Genomic DNA, 18,903 nt, shown 5'->3' with positions numbered 1-18,903 from the left:
CGACGAGGCTTACCAGCGCCCCGGCGAAAGCCGGAACGTCGGTGAGTTCAGGAACGAGGTTCGCCACGGCCCCGGCCTTCGCGGGAGTGCCGGATTATTCTGGCGGTCTCGGCATCGGTGCGGCGATGCGCTCACAGCCGGGCGATCGCCTCGGCCGCGATCATCCGCGCCTCACCGCCCAGGCCGACCCGGCGCAGCGCCGCGGTGCCGTGATACAGCACTTCGGGCGGCACACCGCGCCAGTCGGCGGTCTGCATGCCGACCGCGTAGAGCAGGATGACGGTGCCGGCGTCGCCTCGCTCAGCCGCCGCGTCGATCGCGCGGGTCCAGGCATTTTCGGCGCCGAATTTTACGTCGAACGGCTTGGCCAGGCTCTGCGCGCCGTCCGCCGACAGCCGCCCGAGTCCGGTCAACCCGGCAAGCAGCATCCGCGCCTTTATCTGATCCCGACTGGAATCGCTGCCGCGATAGCTTTCGACCGCATCGGTCGCGACGTCGCGCCCGCGTGGATCGGCCAGCGCCAGCATCGCCCAGCCATCGCCGGTCTTCGCAACCGTTTCCCAGCGGATCGCCGGCCGGTCGAGGCCTGCCGTCAGCATCGACGCGATCAGCAGTGGCGCGTCGTCGGCATGATCGGCCGACGCCGGCACCTGCGCCGCCGCGCGTGCGGTGAGCACCAGCCGGCCATAGCGCGTCCAGCGATCGGCATCGCCGCCCCATAGCTGACGCAACAGCTTCAGCCGCCCATCGACGGTGCGTTCGGTGAAGGCACCGCGCAGGTCGCGCGCCGCGTTGGATACCGGACCATTGCCGGTATCGGCCGCCTCGACCTCCGAATAGAGATCGACCAGCGCCAGATTGGACAACACGCCCTGCGCCGCGGCGCGATCGGCGACGGTTGCGCGGACGTCGGGCGCGATCATGGGCGCGGTCGCCCGCCACAACGCGACCTGCGGCTTGCCCTGTGCCAGAAGTTCGTCGGGCACCGTGACCCCGGTTGCGATCGCAAGGCCGAGCCGCCACGCCGACAGCCGATCGACCGCGTCCCACTCGATCGTCACCGCCCGTCCCTGCGCCGCGGCGCCGACGACCTTCTCGGCGAGCAACGCGTCGATGCTGCGCCCCGTTCGGCGGCTGGCGGTCTTCAGCAAGGCATTCGCCTGCGGCCCCTTGCCGGCAAACGCCGCGCACATTGCGCGCGCGAACAGCCAGCCAGTGTCGTTGGCGACGGTCAGCGCCGGTTCGACCAGCGGACACAGCCCCGCCGGATCGCCCGTCGCCAGCATCGCCTGCATCGCGACCTGGAACAGCTTCGGTGTGTAATCGGCGACGTCGACCGCCTGGACGACGGCGCGTGCCGCATCGGCTTCGCCCATGCGCAGCAGCAGCCACGCCCGTTCCGCGGCAAAGTCGGCGCCGTTCACTCGCGCCGGCGTATCGACCCTAGAGACGAGCGCGCGGCGCAACGCGATGGACAGCCAACGCGACGGCAGCGGCGCGTCGAGCCGGCGCATCAGCCTTTCAACCATCAGCCCGTCGCTGCGGGCAAAAGCGCGCGCGCTCAGTCCGCCGGTATCAGGGCCGACCGTGCCGATCTGCGCCAGCGAGCGCCGCGCGAAATCGGGCAGCTCATAGGCCGTCAGATCGATCGGCGTCGGCGTCGCGCTCGGCGTCGGGCTGGGTGTCGGCGTCGGGCTGGCATAGCCCGGCGGCAAAGGCTGTACCGTCGCCGGCGCGCCGGGCGCCGTCGGGCGCGGGGATGCCGACGGCACGGGGCTGGGCACGGGCGTCGGCGCGGGGTCGCCGAAACCGGGGGGAAGGATCGATTCGGGCCGGTCCTGCGCGGTCGCGGCAGCTGCGATCAGCAGCGCCAGGGCACCGACCGCGACGCCGTCACGAAAGATTTTCAAGGGCAACCGCCTTTTCGACGCGGGTCGGGGCCTTTGCGGTGTCACGTCCCGACAGGAAGAACAGCCCCCCGACCACGATAACCAGAAGAACGACCAGAATCACGAGCGGACGGGACATCACGCGCCTTTCAAACACCGAAGAAGTCTTGAATCGTAGCCCTTTTGCCCGAGGGCATGGTGCCATGTATAGCCCCCGCGCCATGCCCGCCGCCAATCCCCCCCTTGCCCCCGGATCGCGACGTCCGATCGTGCTTGTCGGGTTGATGGGCGCGGGCAAGTCGACTGTCGGGCGCCGGCTGGCCGGACGGCTGTCGCTGCCCTTCGTCGATGCCGATTCGGAAATCGAAGCGGCGGCGGGCATGACCGTGTCCGAAATTTTCGCGAAATTCGGCGAACCCTATTTTCGGGACGGCGAACGCCGCGTCATCGCACGGTTGATCGACGGACGGCCCAAGGTCATCGCAACCGGCGGCGGCGCCTTCGTCAATGATGAAACGCGCGCGCTGATCCTGACCCAGGCGACCGCGATCTGGCTCGACGCCGATCCGCGCGTCCTGGCCGAACGCGTGAAGCGCCGCGACACCCGCCCGCTTTTGAGCGGGCGCGATCCACTGCCGGTGCTGCGTGATCTCGCCGCCGTCCGCAACCCGCTCTACGCGCTCGCGCATATTCGCGTGCCCAGCGCCAATGCGCCCCACGACGTCACCGTGTCGGCGATCCTGAAGGAATTACGGAAATGACGACCGTCCGCGTCGCGCTCGGCGACCGCAGCTATGACGTGGTGATCGAGCATGGCCTGCTGGGCCGCGCCGGCGCGATACTGGAGCCGCTGTCGCGCGGGCGGACGATGGTGATCGTCGCGGACGAAAATGTCGCGCCCCACCTCTCAACGCTGCAGGCCGCGCTGTCGAGCGAAGGCGTCACGAGCGAAGCGATCGTCCTGCCGTCGGGCGAAGGCACCAAGAGCTGGGCGCAACTGGCATCGCTGACCGACCGACTGATCGAGCTGGGTGTCGAGCGTGGCGACCATGTCATTGCGCTGGGCGGCGGCGTGATCGGCGATCTCGTCGGCTTCGCCTGTTCGATCGTGAAGCGCGGATGCGGCTTCGTCCAGATCCCGACGACCTTGCTCGCGCAGGTCGATTCGTCGGTCGGCGGCAAGACCGCGATCAATACGCCGGCGGGCAAGAATCTGGTCGGCGCGTTCCACCAGCCCGCGCTGGTGCTGATCGATCCGCAAGTCCTCGACACGCTGCCCTCACGCGACCTGCGCGCCGGCTATGCCGAAGTCGTGAAATACGGCCTGATCGACGATCCCGACTTCTTCGCCTGGTGCGAAGCAAATGCCGACACGCTGCTCGCCGGCGACCCTGCGGCGCGCGAGCACGCCATTGCTACCTCGGTGGCTGCCAAGGCGCGGATCGTCGGCGAGGACGAGCGCGAGACGACCGGCCGCCGCGCGCTGCTCAACCTCGGCCATACTTTCGGCCATGCGCTGGAGGCGGAAGCGGGCTTTTCCGACGCATTGCTTCACGGCGAAGGCGTCGCCGCCGGCATGGCGTTGGCGTATGGCTATTCCGCTGCGCAAGGCATTGCCCGGACGGCGGACGCCGAGCGGGTTGTCGCGCACCTGAAGGCTGTTGGCTTGCCGTACGATCTTGCCAGCGCCGGGATCACTGCGGACGGCGAGACGTTGGTCGGCCACATGCTACACGACAAGAAAATGGACGCCGGCACCCTGCCCTTTTTGCTCGCCCGCGGGATCGGGCAGACCTATCTCGACAAGACCGTCGACCTCGCCACCGTCCGCGCATTCCTCGATGCCCAACGGGGTTAAGAAAGGCGACTTGCCGACGAAAGTCTGCCCGGCGTGCGACCGGCCGTTTACCTGGCGCAAGAAATGGGCGCGGGAATGGGAGAATGTGGTCTATTGCTCGGACGCGTGCCGGAAGAAGCGGTAGTCATCCGTACCTGTGGGCGGGCGGGCGCATCGAAGCGCGTCATCGCACCTGCCAGGCCAGCCACAGCCATCCGGCGATCAGCAACGCACCCCCGATCGGCGTAACCGCCCCCAGCCATCGCGGCGCGCCCAATGCCATTGCATAGAGCGTCACAGCAAAGATCGCCCCGCCCGCAACGAACAATGCTGCCGGCCCCTTCGCGTCCAATCTGAGCGCAACCAGCGCGGCGACGGCATGGATCAGCTGGTATTGTCCGCCCGTTCGCAGCCACTCGGCCGCTTTCGCATCCGCCGCGCCATGCGCCCCGAACGCCCCCGCCGCAACGGCCAGCGCACCGGACAGCGCCGCCAGGATCGCCACAGCGTTCATCCGCATTCTCCCGTCGGCGTCTGCGGCCCCGGCAGCGGCTCGGGTCGCTCGCGGTCAAGGCGGCGTTCGGGCTTCCAACCGCCATCGGCGATAACCGCCTCCCGCGCGGCGCGCAGGTCGCCGGCCTCGAGCTGAATCTTCAGCCGCTCGCGGTCACGCCCCCGGTAGAAGTCTTCGGTGCGATCGACCTCGGCCGCATCGACGCCGACGGCCGCCATCGCCTGGCGGGCCATGTTGACGGCCGAGTCGAGGACTTCGCGCACCACCCCCGCAATCGGCGCATCTTTGAGCTTCACGAGCGCGCGACGGTCGTAAGCGCGGACGAAGATCGCCGCGGACGGAAACGCCTTGTGCACCGATTCGATAAATTCGGCCTCGATCCCGTCGCCGTCGTTGCAGAACAGGATCAACTCGGCATCCGCCGCACCCGCCTGACGCAGCATGTCGAGCCTGAGACCGTCGCCATAATAGACTTTCGCGCCGAACTGCCCGGCGATGTCGATCATCTCGATATCGGTGTCGATCAGCGTCACCGCGATCCCTTGCGCATTCAGCATTTGGCCGACCGTCTGGCCGAACCGGCCATAGCCGACGATGATCGCGTTGGAGCCATCGGCTTTGGGCCCATCGCGCTCGCCCTCGACTATCGGCTCGGAGCGAAAATTGCGCGTCGCCATCATCAGGAACGGCGTCGTCGCCATGCTGATCGTGACGATCGCGCCGAACAGGCTGGCTGCCTCGGGCGCGATCAGCAGCGCGTTCTGTGCCTGCGCGAAGAGCACGAAGCCGAATTCGCCGCCCTGGCTCAGCAGCAGCCCGAGCGCCAGCGCCTGACGCCACTTCATCTTGAAGATGAGGCCCAAGCCGGTGATCAGCGCCGCCTTCACCACGACCAGCGTCACCGCCATGGCGAGCACGAATACCGGTCGCTGAAGAATCGCACTCAGGTCGAGCATCATGCCGACCGCGAGGAAGAACAGGCCGAGCAGGATCGATCGGAACGGCTCGACGTCGGCCTCCAGTTCGTGGCGGTAGGGCGAATCGGCCAGCATCATACCGGCGATGAAGGCACCGAGCGCGGCCGACAGCCCCAGCGCCTCCATCACCGCGGCGCTCGCAATCACGGTGAAGAGCCCGGCGAAGACAAACATCTCGCGCTCGCCCAGATTGCCGATCAGGCGGAACAGCGGGCGCAGCAGGTAGCGCCCCGCGGCGATCAGGCCGACGATCGCGCCGATCGTGTAGAGCCCGAGCAGCCAGCCCGGCGGCCCCGCCGCGTCGACCGGATTGCGGCTCATCGCGGCGACGATCGTGATCATCGGTACGATCGACAGGTCCTGGAAAAGCAGGATGGCGAAGGCCCGCTCGCCAAACGGGGTGCGCAGGCGCCCCGCGGACTGCAGCATCGGCAGGACCTGCGCCGTCGAAGACAGCGCGAGCGGCAGGCCGAGCGCGAGCGCCGCCTCTGGACTGAACCGCGCGACGAACAGCAGGATCGCGCCGATCGCGAGGCCGCACAGCACGACCTGCAGCCCCCCGACCGCAAAGATATCCTGCCGCATCCGCCACAGCCGCGACGGGTTGAGCTCGAGCCCGACGAGGAACAGCAGCAGCACGATACCGAGTTCGGCGATGTGCATCTTCGATTCGGCGCCGCCGACCAGACCGAGCAGCTGCGGCCCGACGACAGCGCCGGCAACGAGATAGCCGAGCGTCGCACCCAGCCCGAGGCGGCGAAACAAGAGAACGAAGACGAGCGCGAAGCCGAGCAGCGGAACGGCGTCGTGCAACAGGCTGCCGGAGGCTTGGGCGGTCTCGGTCATCGCGCCGACGCCTTCGCCGCCTGGTCAGCCGCCTCCGCCGCCGCTTCGAACGCGAGGCGGATCGAGGGATGTCGCGCGCTGTGCGGCAGCGCAGGCGTGAAGATATCGAGACCCGGCCATTCGGGCGGCCCGTCGCGCTCGCCCGCCAGCCAGGCCGTCAGCGCATCGCGCGTGGCGGCGAGGTCTGCCGGCGACTTGCCGATCGCTTCGGCGCCAAACAACGACGCCGACGCCTGGCCGAGCGCACAGGCGCGGACGAGCATCCCCAGCGTCTCGATCCGTCCATCGCCATCGACGGTGACGTCGACCGTTACCCGACTGCCGCAGATCGGCGAGCGCTTCTCGACTGTCGCCATTGGCTCGGCGAGCCGTTCGTGATGCGGGATCGACGCGGCGAGGCGCAGGATGGCGGCGTTGTAGAGAGGCGCTGTCACGAGCCCCATGTAGGGCAGATGCTCGGCGGGTGCATCCCGGATTTGTTGCCACGCGGGGGCGCTGAGGCGCGAAGGAAGAAAAGAGAGACGTCGATTTCAGAGAAGGCGCAAAGGCGCGAAGAGGGGTGTGTGCTTGGCGGCCGTCTCGCGCCACCGAGACCTTCTGATTTCCAGCCGCTCGCGCGACCAACGCTGCTTCTTAGCGCCTTTGCGCCTTCTCTGAATCACACTTCTTTCTGCCTCAGCGCCTCCGCATAATAATCACTTCTCCGCTTCGACCCGAGGCGGCACCGCAGACGCGTTGTCCGGCTCGAACACCGGTTGCCCCTTTCGCCGCCGATCGACGAAGTCCGCGATCGACGCAGATGTCGCATTGAGCAACGGATAGGTGCGCGACGACTTGATCCACATCGGCCGCTGCCCCGGTCCGCCACCCAGCGTGTCGATCACCAGCACGATCATCAGGAAGGCCAGGCTGGCGAGAATCAGTCCCTTCAGCGCCCCGAACCCAAAGCCGAGCCCGCGATCGACCGGCCCGAGGATCGACGTCCGCGTCCGCGCGCCGATCGCGTTCGCAACCAGCCGCCCGCCGAACCAGGTGATCCCGCCGATGACCGCGAACGCCAGTGTCGCGGCGCCCGCCGCCGTTCCCACCGTGTCGGTCAGCATCGCCGTCAGCGGCGTGTGGAACAATTTCAGCGCGAAGACGACGAAGATCCACGCCATCAGGCTCAGCACTTCGGTCACGAAGCCGCGCATCAGCCCGAGGATCGCCGCGCCGCCGACCGTGATCAGTACCAGGATATCGAGCGCCGTCAGGCCCATGTTCAACCCACACCCCGCAGTTTAACTGCCGAGCGCTAACCCCGCCCCAGCATATGGTCAACGAACCGCGTAAGGTTGGCGAAGCTCGACAGCGTCATCGTACTGCCCTCGCCCCCCTGCTTGGCCGGCACCAGCGCCCGCCCGAACCCCAGCTTGGCCGCTTCCTTCAAACGCAGCGGGCCGTGGGCGACGGGCCGAACTTCGCCCGACAGCGCGATTTCCCCGAAGGCGACCGCATCCGCCGGCACCGGCCGTTCGCTGAGCGCCGACACCAGCGCTGCGGCTACAGCCAGATCGGCCGCCGGGTCCTGTACGCGGTAGCCGCCGGCGATGTTGAGATAGACTTCGGCCGACGAGAAGCTCAGTCCGCAGCGCGCCTCCAGCACCGCCAGGATCATCGCCAGACGCCCACTGTCCCAGCCGACCACCGCTCGCCGCGGCGTCGCGCCCGATGCCAGCCGTACGGTCAGCGCCTGCACCTCGACCAGCACCGGCCGCGTGCCCTCCAACGCAGGGAAGACGACCGTGCCGGTGACATTCTCGTCGCGGCTGGTCAGGAACAGCGACGACGGGTTGCTGACTTCGCTCAGGCCCGCCGTGTCCATCGCGAACACGCCGATCTCGTCGGTCCCACCGAAGCGGTTCTTGGTCGCGCGCAGGATGCGATAGAGGTGGCTGCGCTCGCCCTCGAACGCCAGCACCGTGTCGACCATGTGCTCTAGCACGCGCGGACCGGCGATCGCGCCGTCCTTGGTGACGTGGCCGACCAGCACCACGGCGGTGCCGCGTTCCTTGGCGAAGCGGATCAGCTCGCCCGAGGCCGCACGGACCTGGCTGACCGTACCCGGCGCGCCTTCGATCAGGTCGGAGTGCATCGTCTGGATCGAATCGATGATCAGCAGGTCGGGCACGCTGCCCTGCCCGACCGTCGTCAGAATATCGCGCACGCTGGTCGCCGCCGCCAGCTGCACCGGCGCATTGCCCAGACCCAGCCGACGCGCGCGCAACCGCACCTGATCCGCCGCCTCTTCGCCCGAGACATAGGCGACCGACTTGCCCGCCAGCGCCAGCTTCGCCGCGGCCTGCAGCAGCAGGGTCGACTTGCCAATCCCCGGATCGCCGCCGATCAGCGTCGCCGACCCCTCGACGAAGCCGCCGCCCAGAGCGCGGTCGAGCTCGGCGATGCCGGTCGCCATCCGGTCGGGCAGCGCGATGTCGGTATCGAGCCCGGACATCAGGATCGCCCGGCCGCCCGACTGCAGATTATGCTTGGCTGAAAAGGGCGTGACGTTGCCGCCAGCATCCTCGACCAGCGTGTTCCATTCCTGGCAATCGCCGCACTGCCCCGCCCAGCGGTGCGACACCGACCCGCAGGATTGGCAGACGTAGCGTTTCTGGGGTTTGGCCATAGTCACGACCGCGTATCATGAGAACGAAGGCGGAACAACAGGCCGTTTTGGAGAGAATAGGCAAAAGCGAACGATCCCGCTAAGGCCACACCCCCATGCAGCCGCCCCCATCTCCGCGCGACCTCCGCGTCGCCCTGTTCAGCGGCAACTATAACTACGTCCGCGACGGTGCGAATCAGGCGCTCAACCGACTGGTCGGCCATCTGCTCGGCGCCGGCGTCGCAGTGCGGGTGTATTCGCCGACCGTAGCGAAGCCGGCCTTCGCTCCGACCGGCGACCTGGTCAGCGTGCCGGCCATTCCCGTGCCCTTCGGTGGACGCAGCGAGTATAAGATCGCACGCAGTCTGCCAGCGGCGCCCCGTGCCGACCTGGAGGCCTTCGCGCCCAATATCGTTCACGTTTCCGCACCCGACCTGCTCGGCCATGCCGCGCTCAGCTGGGCGCGCAAGCGGGACATCCGAACCGTCGCCTCGCTCCACACCCGGTTCGAGACCTATCCGCGCTATTATGGCCTGGGTTTCATCGAACCCGCGCTGGTGTGGATGCTGAAGCGCTTTTACGACCGCGCCGACCGTGTCGTGGTACCCAGCCCGAGTATCGCCGACATCCTGAAGGACTGGGGTGTCGAGACGCCGATCGGCATCTGGTCGCGCGGGATCGACCATGATCGCTTCCGCCCCGATCGCCGCGACCTGGCGTGGCGGCGCGATCTGGGGATCGCCGACGGCGACATGGCGATCGGCTTTCTCGGACGGCTGGTGAAGGAAAAGGGCCTCGACATCTTCGCCGACGTCGCGCGCGAGCTGACCCGGCGCGGGGTGCCGCACAAGATTCTGGTGGTCGGCGACGGTCCGGCGCGCGACTGGTTCGCCGAACGCGTGCCGGGGGCGATCTTCACCGGCTTCCAGTCGGGCGACGCGCTAGGCCGTGCGGTCGCGTCGATGGACGTGTTCTTCAACCCCAGCGTCACCGAAACCTTCGGCAACGTGACGACCGAAGCGATGGCGAGCGCGGTCCCGGTCGTGGCGGCCCGCGCAACCGGCGCGGTCGATCTGGTCGAGGAAGGGCGTACCGGTTTCCTGGTGCCTCCGCGCGACGTGGGGGCGTATGCCGACGCCATCGCGCGGATCGTCACCGATCCGGCGTTGCGGCGGTCGATGGGCGACGCAGGGCATCAGCGCGCGCTCGGCTATCGCTGGGAAACGGCGAACCAGGCGGTGCTGGATACATATCTTCAGCTTTTAGCGGACCGCGCTCCTTCGCAGGCGGGAGCCTAGAGCCACACGCGACATCACCCGGGCCCTGGGCTCCCGCCTTCACGGGAGCACGACTGTCAGCGCCACTCGAACGTCAGCGGCGCCTCACGAAACGCGAAGCGGTCGAGGTGCCGGGCGACCGCGCCCTTCAGCCCCTCCAACTGCCCTTCCACACTCGCCTCGATCGTCGTGACCAGCGCGTCGGGCTCGGCGGTGAAGGTCACCACCGCATCCCCCGGCCAGTCGGCCCCGCGCGCATCTTTGGGAAAGGTCACACGCCCCTGCTGCGCGTCGTATTCGACCGCCAGATTATGCTGCCAATGCTTGCACAGCTGCTGGAGGTATTTGCTGGCGTGGCTCGTCGGCGTGCGCGCCGTCGCGGTAGCGGCGCTCACAGCCGTTCGATCCGCTGGACGGCTTCGTCGAGGATGGCGGCGACCTTGTGCGCATCTTCGTCCGACAGGTCACCCGCCTCCAGTCGGGTCTGCAACGCGGTGCGCAGGTTACGCATCGCCCGGCGGATGGGGGCACGGTCGGCGCGAGCGCGATGTTCGCCGACATGGGCCAACCGCGCCATCAGCTCGGCAACCAGCTCGGCCTTTTCGGCCAAATGCGCGGTGCCTGCCGCCGTGATCGCAAAACGCTTGCGGGTCGTCTCCGACGCCTGCTCGGCGATCAGCTCCATTTCGGCGAGCATCGTCAGCGCGGGATAGACCATCCCCGGCGACGGCGCGTAAGCCCCCCCGGTCAGTTCCTCGACCGCCTTGATCAACTCATAGCCGTGGCGCGGCTCATCCTGAATCAGCTTGAGCAGCACCAGCCGCAGTTCGCTGCCATCGAACATCCGTCGCCGGCCACCGCCGCCACGCCCCTCGCCGAACGTCTCGGCAAAGTTGCGCTGCATACGCTCGTTCCAACGATCCCAGCCACCGCGCGGCGCGCAGCCGCGCCCGCTGCCGAACTTTTCGGCCATGCGCTGTTCGAAGCGCTTGCCCCATTCTTCCCATCCGCCGCGCGGCTCGGCGCCGCGACGCCGGGGATGCTCATGTCCAAACATCATCGATCCTCAATTGTCATGATGGGCTCAAGATATATCTTCATGAAAATCGCGCAAGATATATCTTGAAAATTATTTCGTGCTTGTACGAGTCGGGTACGACGGGGGTGACGCCCCACCCTGCGCACCTTATCTGACTGGCATGGCAGATCTGCTTACCGGCCTTGAACCGGATCACTCCCCTACCGCGCCGACACCCGACGCGCCGCTCGCCGATCGCCTGCGCCCGCAGACGCTGGCAGACGTCGTCGGACAGGAACATCTGACCGGCCCAGATGGCGCGATCGGCCGAATGGTCGCAGCCGGGCGCCTGTCGTCGATGATCCTGTGGGGTCCGCCAGGCACCGGCAAGACGACGATCGCGCGCCTGCTCGCGGATGCGGTCGGCCTGCGCTTCCTCGCAATCTCTGCCGTCTTCTCAGGCGTCGCCGACCTCAAGAAGGCATTCGCCGAAGCGCGTGAATATGCGCGGATGGGCCAGCGCACCTTGCTGTTCGTGGACGAGATCCACCGCTTCAACCGCGCACAGCAGGATGGATTCCTTCCGTACGTCGAGGACGGCACCGTCACGCTGGTCGGCGCGACGACCGAGAACCCGTCGTTCGAACTCAACGCCGCGGTGCTCAGCCGCGCGCAGGTGCTGATCCTCCACCGCTTAGGGCCGGAGGCGCTCGGCAAGCTGTTGGACCGTGCCGAGACGCTGGAGGACCGCCCCCTGCCCCTCACCCCCGACGCGCGCGCGGCGATGATCGCGCAGGCCGATGGCGACGGGCGCTTCCTGCTCAACCAGGCGGAGACATTGTTCTCGGTCGACCTGCCCGACCCCCTCGACCCCGCCGGGCTCAGCGCCTTTCTTCAGCGCCGCGTCGCGGTCTACGACAAGGACCGCGAGGGGCATTACAACCTGATCAGCGCGCTGCATAAGTCGATCCGCGGCAGCGACCCGCAGGCGGCGCTCTATTACCTCGCACGGATGCTGACCGCGGGCGAAGACCCGCTGTTCGTGCTCCGCCGCCTGATCCGCGCAGCGGTGGAAGACGTCGGCCTCGCCGATCCGAACGCGGTGGTCCAGTGCGTCGCGGCGAAGGATACCTACGACTTCCTCGGTTCGCCGGAAGGCGAACTGGCTATCGTCCAGGCGTGCCTCTACCTCGCGACCGCACCCAAATCGAACGCGGCGTACAAGGCGCAGAAGGCGGCGTGGCGGTCGGCGAAGGAGACGGGCAGCCTGATGCCGCCCGCCAACATCCTGAACGCGCCGACCAAGCTGATGAAACAGATCGGCTATGGCGCGAACTATGCCTATGATCACGATGCGGAGGATGGTTTTTCGGGCGCCAATTATTGGCCCGACGAGATGGAGCCGCAGGCCTTCTACCAGCCGACCGATCGCGGGTTCGAGAAACGACTCGCCGAGCGGCTGGCGTGGTGGGACGAGCGGCGGAAAGGACGCGAGTGAAGGATTGGCCCGCCGTCGTAACCCATGCGCTGACCTTGCCGGGCGCGGAGGTCGGCACTGCCTATGGCAAGCCCGCGATCAAGGTCCGCGGCAAGACGATTGCGGGCACCACGGCGCCCGATCCGGACAGCTTCGTGCTGCACACGACCTCGGACGAGAAGGCGGTGCTGCTGGAAACCGATCCCGACACCTTCTGGCAGACGCCGCATTACGAGGGGTGGCCGGTGGTCCTGGTCCGGTACGGCACGGCTGCGACCGAACGGATCGCGATGCTGATCGAGCGCGCCTGGTGGGACCGGGCTTCGAAGGCACAGCGGACGCCTTACGGAGATCGCCCGTGACCCTTTCCCCCCGTGCTCCCGCGCAGGCGGGAGTCCAGGGCCGCGGAGGACTGTGCTCGTGGCTCTAGGCTCCCGCCTACGCGGGAGCACCGGGGGGCGCTTTGCGACCTTCATCGCTATCGACTGGTCGGGTGCCGTCGGTCCGCGGCAGAAGGGGATCGCGGTGGCGACATGCGCGACCGGCGATTCCGCCCCGACGCTCATTCGCCCCGGCCACATTTGGTCACGCGCCGATGTGCTCGACCTGATCCTCGCGGCCGAACGGGACACGCTGATTGGCCTCGACCTCGGCCCGTCGCTGCCTTTCGTCGATCGCGGCGCCTTCTTCCCCGGTTGGGGCGAAAGTCCCGATGACGCGCGCGGCCTGTGGGCGCTGGTCGAGCGCATCTGTGCCGGCGACCCGCATTTCGCGGCCTCCAGCTTCGTCGATCATCCGGAAGCGGCGCGCCATTTCCGGCGTCATGGCGGCCGCGCCGGCGACCTGTTCGAGCCCGGCCGCGGGCGGCTACGCGAAACCGAGCGCGCGCAGCAGCGCATGGGCCTGAGCCCCTACAGCAACCTCAACCTCGTCGGCGCGGCACAGGTCGGCAAGTCGAGCCTGACCGGCATGCGCCTGCTCCACCGACTGAAGGGTCGCGTCGCGATCTGGCCGTTCGACCAGCTGCCACCGACGGGACCGGTGGTGATCGAGCTCTACACGACCCTGGCTGCGATCGCCGCAGGCCGCACCCGATCGCGCAGCAAGATGCGTACCCACGCCGACCTCGATGCGGCACTGGTCGCGCTCGGCAGCCGTCCCGGCGGCGGAGCGGGCGCGATTACCGACCACGCCAGCGACGCCATCCTGACCGCCGCCTGGATGCGCTCGGCCGCCGATCGCGAAGATTTCTGGCACCCGAACGCGCTGACAGACGAAATTGCCCGCACCGAAGGCTGGACCTTCGGCGTCGTCTGACGCATGGGGTGCAGCGGATGCCGGTTTAGCTCAGCTGGTAGAGCAGCGGTTTTGTAAACCGAAGGTCGCGGGTTCGATTCCTGCAACCGGCACCATCCCTCGTCAGAACGATCGCCGCAGCCGCAGCGTCACGTCGCGTGGCGCCACCGGATAGCCGATCGTCCCCACGCTGCCGCTGTTGTACCGCCGGTCGGCGACGTTGGTCGCGGCCAGCGTCACGCCCCAGGCATCCCGCTCCCACCCCAGTTGCAGGTTGATTGCGGCATTGTCGGTCACGCGGTGCTGCGGTTCGTTGCACAGCGCGATGTTGTACGCCGACGCGGCGCTATAATCGCCGCCGACGCGCAGCCGGCCGCCGCCGACCGTCCGCGTATAGCTGCCGCGCAGCTGATAGCGCAGCGCGGGTGTAAAGCGCAGGTCGAGCTGGTTTTCCGGCACGATCGTGCAGCCCGGACTCGACGCCAGCCGCGTGAAGCGATCCGCCAGCGTCGACAGCCAGCCGCCAACCTCGACGCCCGCCAGTGGCCTGGCGGTCCATTCGACCTCCAGCCCCTGGATTCGCGCGTCGCCGACATTCTGACGAAAGATCTCCGGCGGGGTCGAATTGGCCCGCGCGGCGGAAAAAGCGATATCGGTGTAGCGGTTGATGAAATAATCGACGTTCACGCGCAGGCGGCGGCCGAACCAGTCGGATTTTACGCCGACTTCGCTGCTCCACACCGTCTCCGGCGCGATCGCGCCCTGGCGATCGAGCACGAAGCCGATGTTACGCGCGCGCCCGTCGAAGCTGCCGCTGCGAAAGCCCTTGGCGTGCGACGCATAGAGCATGACGTCGTCGCTCACCCGATAATCGAGCGCGACGCGCGGCGAAACGTCGGTCCATCGGTCGCGAATTCGGCGCTGCGCGATGCGGCCGTCCGGCAGGACCAGCACGGTGGCGGGTGCGGTCAGGAAGCGGACATCGTACGCCTTGCGCTCGTCGGTGTAGCGCAACCCGGCCGTCAGCCGTGCCCTTGACCCCAACGCAGCCGTCGCCGATCCGAACGCCGAATAGCTCGTCGTATCGAGCGCCGGTTCGTAGGGTGACCAATTGCCGCCAACGGTCGCTGCGCGCGAGGGGGCACCGAAGAAATCCTCCGTGCGGAACCGCGCCGCACTGCTGCCCGTCGGTGTCGCGAAGCTGACCGCGGTCAGCTGGTCGTTATGCTCGAAGAAGGCATAGCCACCCGTCAGCCATTCGACCCGGCCGTTCAGCGCCGTGCCGGCCAGCTGCACCTCCTGACTGACGCTGCGCTGCTGCTGGTCCTGCAACAGGATGATGTTCGCGCCCACCCCCGGCGCATTCGCGGTCTGATCGAACCCGATTTGCGAATGTAGTTCGCGGTATCCGGTGATCGACGATAGCGTCGCGTTGCCCAGCCGATAGTCGATCCGCAGCGCCGCGCCGCCCGTGTCGGTCCTCCCGAGCGGGGCGGTATCGGCCGATTCGAATCGATCGATGCTGCCCCGCGGCGCCACGAAGCGATTGAGAAAGCGCCCGGGGCGATCGGAATCGGCCTGAAACCGCTGCGGAAAGCGGGGGCCCGAACGATCGAGCGTCAGGTCGGCGGTCGCGAACACGCGCAATCGCGCATCCGGCTCCCAAAGCAGCGCCATTCGCCCGGCCTGCACGTCCTGCCCGTTGACGTAGGCGCCATCGGTCAGGTTGCGTCCCCACCCGCGCTGGTTGCGCGAGAGGCCCGACACCCTGAGCGCAAGTGTCGACGACAGCGGCAGGTTCAGCGTGCCGCGCGCGTCGATCCGACGATAGCTCCCGACCGCCACATCGGCCGTGCCGCTGACGCGGTCGACCGTCGGCCGCTGCGTCACGAGCTTGATCGCGCCGCCGCTGGTATTGCGGCCGTACAGCGTCCCCTGCGGTCCGCGCAGCACCTCGATCCGCTCGATATCGATCAGGTCCAGGAGTGCGCCGGTCGAGCGCGGCAGGATGACATCGTCGATGTAGATGCCGACCGGCGGGTCGTTGGTGAAGATCGAATCGCCCTCGCCCACCCCGCGCAGGAATATGAGCGCGCCCGAACTCGTCCCGAAATTGCGCGCGAGGTAGAGGTTGGGGACGTCGGCGCCGATGCGGTCGAGATTGGCGATCGAGTCATCGGCGATTCGCTCGGCAGACAGGGCGGTGATAGCGACCGGCACGGTCTGTGCGCGTTCTTCGCGACGCTGGGCGGTTACGACGACGTCCTCGACGGTCGCTACGTCCTGCGCGTGCGCCACCAGCGGCGCCATCGCCGCGGCGCCCGCGATACCCCAACCCCGCATGTCTACTGCCTCAAACTACCTCGGCCTGCCGATGTCGCGGCAAAGCCGGCGCGCGCTAGAGGCGGCGGTCGGACCGGTCAAGGCGATGGCAGAAAGCGCGTCATCGCGCGCACATCAGAAAATGAAAAAGCCCGCGTCGCCGCGGGCTTTTCAAAATGGTGGAGCCGAGGGGGATCGAACCCCTGACCTCTGCAATGCCATTGCAGCGCTCTCCCAGCTGAGCTACGGCCCCATTCCGTTGGGAAGCGCGCCTCTAAAGGGGCGGCGCGCCGATTGCAACCGGGTTCTTGGCGATTTTTGTCGAAAGCCAGAACCCGGTCGCGAAAGACATCAATTCTCGTCGTCTTCGTCCGCGGTATTGACGCCCAGATCGTCGTCGCCGCCCAGATCGACGTCGTCATCGGCCGAGGGTTCTTCCTCCTCGTCGACATCCAGTTCCAGATCGTCGCCGCCCAGATCGCTGTCGGCGTCTTCCTTCTTCTCGGTCTTCACCTGCTCGAACGGCAGCGGCTGCTTCGACTTCAGAATCGGCTCCGGCTCCCAATTCACACCGCACGCGATGCAGGTGACGGGTTCTTCGTTGCCGAGGTCATAGAAACGCGTACCGCACTTCGGGCACGTACGCTTCGTGCCCCATTCGGGCTTGATCATGGCTGCTCTCGCATCCTGGAAAGGAAAGGGGTCTTTGACGACCGGGAGCCGCAAAGTGGGGGGCGCCTTGCCATAGCGCAAGCGCACTGTCAAAGACCCGCGGCAATGAGCCATGCCACTCCCTCCCCTCTCACGCTGGCACCGCGCGGCGCGCTGACGGGTCGCGTCCGCGTGCCGGGCGACAAGTCGATCAGCCACCGGTCGCTGATGCTGTCGGCGCTGGCGGTGGGCGAAAGCCGGGTCGAGGGACTGCTGGAGGGGGAGGACGTGCTGGCCACCGCCGCCGCGATGCGGGCGATGGGGGCCGAGATCGAACGCGGCACGGACGGCGTGTGGCGGATCCACGGCGTCGGCGTCGGCGGACTGCTTCAGCCGGCGGCCGCGCTCGACATGGGCAATTCGGGCACCTCCACGCGGCTGTTGATGGGCCTGGTGACGAGTCACGCAATCACCGCGACCTTCATCGGCGACGCCTCGCTCAGCAAGCGGCCGATGGGGCGCGTCATCGACCCGCTGTCGACGATGGGCGCGGACATTAGCGCGAGCCCCGGCGGACGCCTGCCGCTGATGCTGCGCGGGATCGTGCCGGCGGTGCCGATCACCTACACGTTGCCGGTCGCCTCGGCGCAGGTGAAGTCGGCGATCCTTCTCGCCGGCCTCAATACGCCGGGCATCACCCGCGTGATCGAGCCCATCCCGACCCGCGATCATAGCGAACGCATGCTCGCGGGCTTCGGGGCAAAGCTGAGCGTCGAGGAATCGGCGGCGGGCCGCATCATATCGCTCCACGGCGAGGCGGAGCTGAAGCCGCAGGCGATCACCGTCCCCGGCGATCCCTCGTCCGCCGCCTTCTGGATGGTCGCGGCGTCGATCGTGCCGGGATCCGATGTGCTGATCGAGAATGTCGGGCTCAACCCGACCCGCGCCGGACTGGTCACCGCGCTTCGCCTGATGGGCGCCGACATCACCGAACACGACGCCCGCACGGTCGGTGGCGAACCGGTCGCCGACCTTCGCGTTCGCCATGCAGCGCTGTCGGCGATCGAGGTTCCGGCCGAACTCGCACCGAGCATGATCGACGAATATCCCGCACTGTTCGTCGCCGCCGCCTTTGCGCAGGGCACGACGATCGCGCGCGGGGCGGACGAGCTACGCGTGAAGGAATCGGACCGCATCATGGCGATGGCGACGGCACTGTCCGCCTGCGGCGTGACGTGCAGCGAATATGAGGACGGCTTGGCCGTCACGGGCACCGGCGGCGATCCGATCCCGGGCGGCGGACGGGTCGAAACCCACCTCGACCACCGTATCGCGATGAGCATGGCAATCGCCTCTCTGAATGCGCGCGCGGCCATCACGCTCGACGACGCGAGCCCCGTCGCGACGAGCTACCCGACCTTCTTCGCCACGCTCGACGCGCTGGCGCCGATCGAGCAGGCGGCATGATCATCGCGGTCGATGGCCCCGCCGCATCGGGCAAGGGCACGATCTCCAAGGCGCTGGCGCGGCATTACAAGCTGCCGCATCTCGACACCGGGCTGCTCTACCGTGCGGTGGCAGCGACCGTGCTCGACAACGCGCTCGACCCCGAAGTCGAGGCTGACGCCGTCGCCAGCTGCGACTTTGACGACGCGCTCCTCGCCGACGACCGGCTGAAGGACGATCTGATCGGCAAGACCGCTTCCGTCGTCTCCGCCCATCCGCTCGTCCGCGCCGCACTTCTGCAACGCCAGAAGCGCTTCGCCGCACAGCCCGGCGGCGCCGTCCTCGACGGCCGCGACATCGGCACGGTCATTGCGCCCAACGCCATCGCCAAGCTGTTCGTGAAGGCGACCCCGATGATCCGCGCCCAGCGCCGCCACGCCGAGCTGCGCAGCCGTGGGTCGAACGCGAGCCTCGACCGCGTGCTCGCTGACATCCGCGCCCGCGACGAACGCGACAGCTCGCGCAGCCAGGCCCCACTGAAGGCGGCGGAGGATGCGGTGGTGCTCGACACCAGCTTCCTGTCGATCGAAGCATCGATCCAGCGCGCGGTGGCGATCGTCGACGCCGCGGTGGCGCGGCATCGGTTGTGACGTCGCTGCATTGACAGGCGGTCACCGCGCCCTAAATGTCTGTATGTAACTACATG

Annotated in this window: 19 protein-coding genes and 2 tRNA genes; 10 read left to right on the top strand and 11 right to left on the bottom strand. The window is 67.8% G+C overall.

The features are described 5' to 3' along the window. Positions 1 to 131 precede the first annotated feature (131 nt). Positions 132 to 1,910, bottom strand: a complete 1,779-nt coding sequence (locus JW805_05825) for a hypothetical protein (GenBank protein MBN2971534.1) — start codon at positions 1,908 to 1,910, stop codon at positions 132 to 134. Between the two features lie 200 nt (positions 1,911 to 2,110). Between JW805_05825 and JW805_05820 the strand changes: the two genes are divergently transcribed. Genes JW805_05820 through JW805_05810 form a run of 3 tightly spaced genes read left to right on the top strand, consistent with a single transcriptional unit; the run spans position 2,111 to position 3,871 of the window. Then, complete coding sequence (locus tag JW805_05820; GenBank protein ID MBN2971533.1) at positions 2,111 to 2,650, top strand: shikimate kinase; 540 nt, start codon at positions 2,111 to 2,113, stop codon at positions 2,648 to 2,650. Then, complete coding sequence (locus tag JW805_05815) at positions 2,647 to 3,747, top strand: 3-dehydroquinate synthase (GenBank protein MBN2971532.1); 1,101 nt, start codon at positions 2,647 to 2,649, stop codon at positions 3,745 to 3,747. The genes JW805_05820 and JW805_05815 overlap by 4 nt, the downstream gene beginning before the upstream one ends. Continuing rightward, entirely contained in the window at positions 3,731 to 3,871 is a 141-nt protein-coding gene (locus tag JW805_05810; protein ID MBN2971531.1) for a DUF2256 domain-containing protein, read from the top strand. Before JW805_05815 ends, JW805_05810 begins: the two co-directional genes overlap by 17 nt. 39 nt (positions 3,872 to 3,910) lie before the next feature. Here the strand turns inward: JW805_05810 and JW805_05805 are convergent, their stop codons facing one another. The 5 genes from JW805_05805 to radA form a co-directional block, all read right to left on the bottom strand. Beyond that, positions 3,911 to 4,240 carry a DUF423 domain-containing protein gene (locus JW805_05805; GenBank protein MBN2971530.1) on the bottom strand — a complete coding sequence of 110 codons (330 nt, stop codon included), beginning with the start codon at positions 4,238 to 4,240 and terminating at the stop codon, positions 3,911 to 3,913. After that, positions 4,237 to 6,063, bottom strand: coding sequence for a cation:proton antiporter (locus JW805_05800; GenBank protein MBN2971529.1), 1,827 nt, complete (start codon positions 6,061 to 6,063; stop codon positions 4,237 to 4,239). Before JW805_05800 ends, JW805_05805 begins: the two co-directional genes overlap by 4 nt. Continuing rightward, positions 6,060 to 6,506, bottom strand: coding sequence for an iron-sulfur cluster assembly scaffold protein (locus tag JW805_05795; GenBank protein MBN2971528.1), 447 nt, complete (start codon positions 6,504 to 6,506; stop codon positions 6,060 to 6,062). The genes JW805_05800 and JW805_05795 overlap by 4 nt, the downstream gene beginning before the upstream one ends. A gap of 252 nt (positions 6,507 to 6,758) precedes the next feature. Beyond that, the gene (locus JW805_05790) at positions 6,759 to 7,322 is read right to left on the bottom strand and encodes a CvpA family protein (GenBank protein ID MBN2971527.1); all 564 of its coding nucleotides are present in this window, start codon (positions 7,320 to 7,322) and stop codon (positions 6,759 to 6,761) included. Between the two features lie 35 nt (positions 7,323 to 7,357). After that, positions 7,358 to 8,731: a DNA repair protein RadA gene (gene radA, locus JW805_05785; GenBank protein ID MBN2971526.1), complete on the bottom strand. Its 1,374-nt coding sequence runs from the start codon at positions 8,729 to 8,731 to the stop codon at positions 7,358 to 7,360. Positions 8,732 to 8,826: 95 nt separating this feature from the next. Here radA and JW805_05780 point away from each other — a divergent pair, with 95 nt between their 5' ends. Then, the gene (locus JW805_05780; GenBank protein MBN2971525.1) at positions 8,827 to 10,008 is read left to right on the top strand and encodes a glycosyltransferase family 1 protein; all 1,182 of its coding nucleotides are present in this window, start codon (positions 8,827 to 8,829) and stop codon (positions 10,006 to 10,008) included. A gap of 56 nt (positions 10,009 to 10,064) precedes the next feature. Here the strand turns inward: JW805_05780 and JW805_05775 are convergent, their stop codons facing one another. Next, a complete protein-coding gene (locus tag JW805_05775) occupies positions 10,065 to 10,382 on the bottom strand; it encodes a DUF2218 domain-containing protein (GenBank protein ID MBN2971524.1) in 318 nt (105 codons plus the stop codon). Next, entirely contained in the window at positions 10,379 to 10,831 is a 453-nt protein-coding gene (locus JW805_05770; GenBank protein ID MBN2971523.1) for a PadR family transcriptional regulator, read from the bottom strand. The genes JW805_05775 and JW805_05770 overlap by 4 nt, the downstream gene beginning before the upstream one ends. Before the next feature lie 355 nt (positions 10,832 to 11,186). Between JW805_05770 and JW805_05765 the strand changes: the two genes are divergently transcribed. The 4 genes from JW805_05765 (at position 11,187) to JW805_05750 (ending at position 13,894) form a co-directional block, all read left to right on the top strand. Then, entirely contained in the window at positions 11,187 to 12,503 is a 1,317-nt protein-coding gene (locus tag JW805_05765) for a replication-associated recombination protein A (protein ID MBN2971522.1), read from the top strand. Then, the gene (locus JW805_05760) at positions 12,500 to 12,844 is read left to right on the top strand and encodes an MmcQ/YjbR family DNA-binding protein (protein ID MBN2971521.1); all 345 of its coding nucleotides are present in this window, start codon (positions 12,500 to 12,502) and stop codon (positions 12,842 to 12,844) included. The genes JW805_05765 and JW805_05760 overlap by 4 nt, the downstream gene beginning before the upstream one ends. Before the next feature lie 58 nt (positions 12,845 to 12,902). Beyond that, positions 12,903 to 13,799, top strand: coding sequence for a hypothetical protein (locus tag JW805_05755; GenBank protein ID MBN2971520.1), 897 nt, complete (start codon positions 12,903 to 12,905; stop codon positions 13,797 to 13,799). 19 nt (positions 13,800 to 13,818) lie between these two features. Continuing rightward, positions 13,819 to 13,894 (top strand) — tRNA-Thr (locus JW805_05750). Between the two features lie 7 nt (positions 13,895 to 13,901). On the opposite strand, the gene JW805_05745 is transcribed toward JW805_05750, so the two are convergent. From JW805_05745 to JW805_05735, 3 genes are all read right to left on the bottom strand, one after another. Beyond that, positions 13,902 to 16,121, bottom strand: coding sequence for a TonB-dependent receptor (locus JW805_05745; protein MBN2971519.1), 2,220 nt, complete (start codon positions 16,119 to 16,121; stop codon positions 13,902 to 13,904). A 156-nt stretch (positions 16,122 to 16,277) separates the two neighbouring features. Next, positions 16,278 to 16,353: transfer RNA gene (locus tag JW805_05740), tRNA-Ala, on the bottom strand. Positions 16,354 to 16,451: 98 nt separating this feature from the next. Further along, positions 16,452 to 16,772 carry a TIGR02300 family protein gene (locus tag JW805_05735; GenBank protein MBN2971518.1) on the bottom strand — a complete coding sequence of 107 codons (321 nt, stop codon included), beginning with the start codon at positions 16,770 to 16,772 and terminating at the stop codon, positions 16,452 to 16,454. Positions 16,773 to 16,877: 105 nt separating this feature from the next. Between JW805_05735 and aroA the strand changes: the two genes are divergently transcribed. Continuing rightward, a complete protein-coding gene (aroA, locus tag JW805_05730) occupies positions 16,878 to 18,218 on the top strand; it encodes a 3-phosphoshikimate 1-carboxyvinyltransferase (GenBank protein ID MBN2971517.1) in 1,341 nt (446 codons plus the stop codon). After that, positions 18,215 to 18,847: a (d)CMP kinase gene (locus JW805_05725; GenBank protein MBN2971516.1), complete on the top strand. Its 633-nt coding sequence runs from the start codon at positions 18,215 to 18,217 to the stop codon at positions 18,845 to 18,847. The genes aroA and JW805_05725 overlap by 4 nt, the downstream gene beginning before the upstream one ends. Positions 18,848 to 18,903 lie beyond the last annotated feature (56 nt).

This window comes from Roseomonas aeriglobus (assembly GCA_016937575.1).
GTDB classification, from domain to species: Bacteria; Pseudomonadota; Alphaproteobacteria; order Sphingomonadales; family Sphingomonadaceae; genus Sphingomonas; species Sphingomonas aerigloba.
This window is presented reverse-complemented; position numbering and strand designations above follow the sequence as displayed.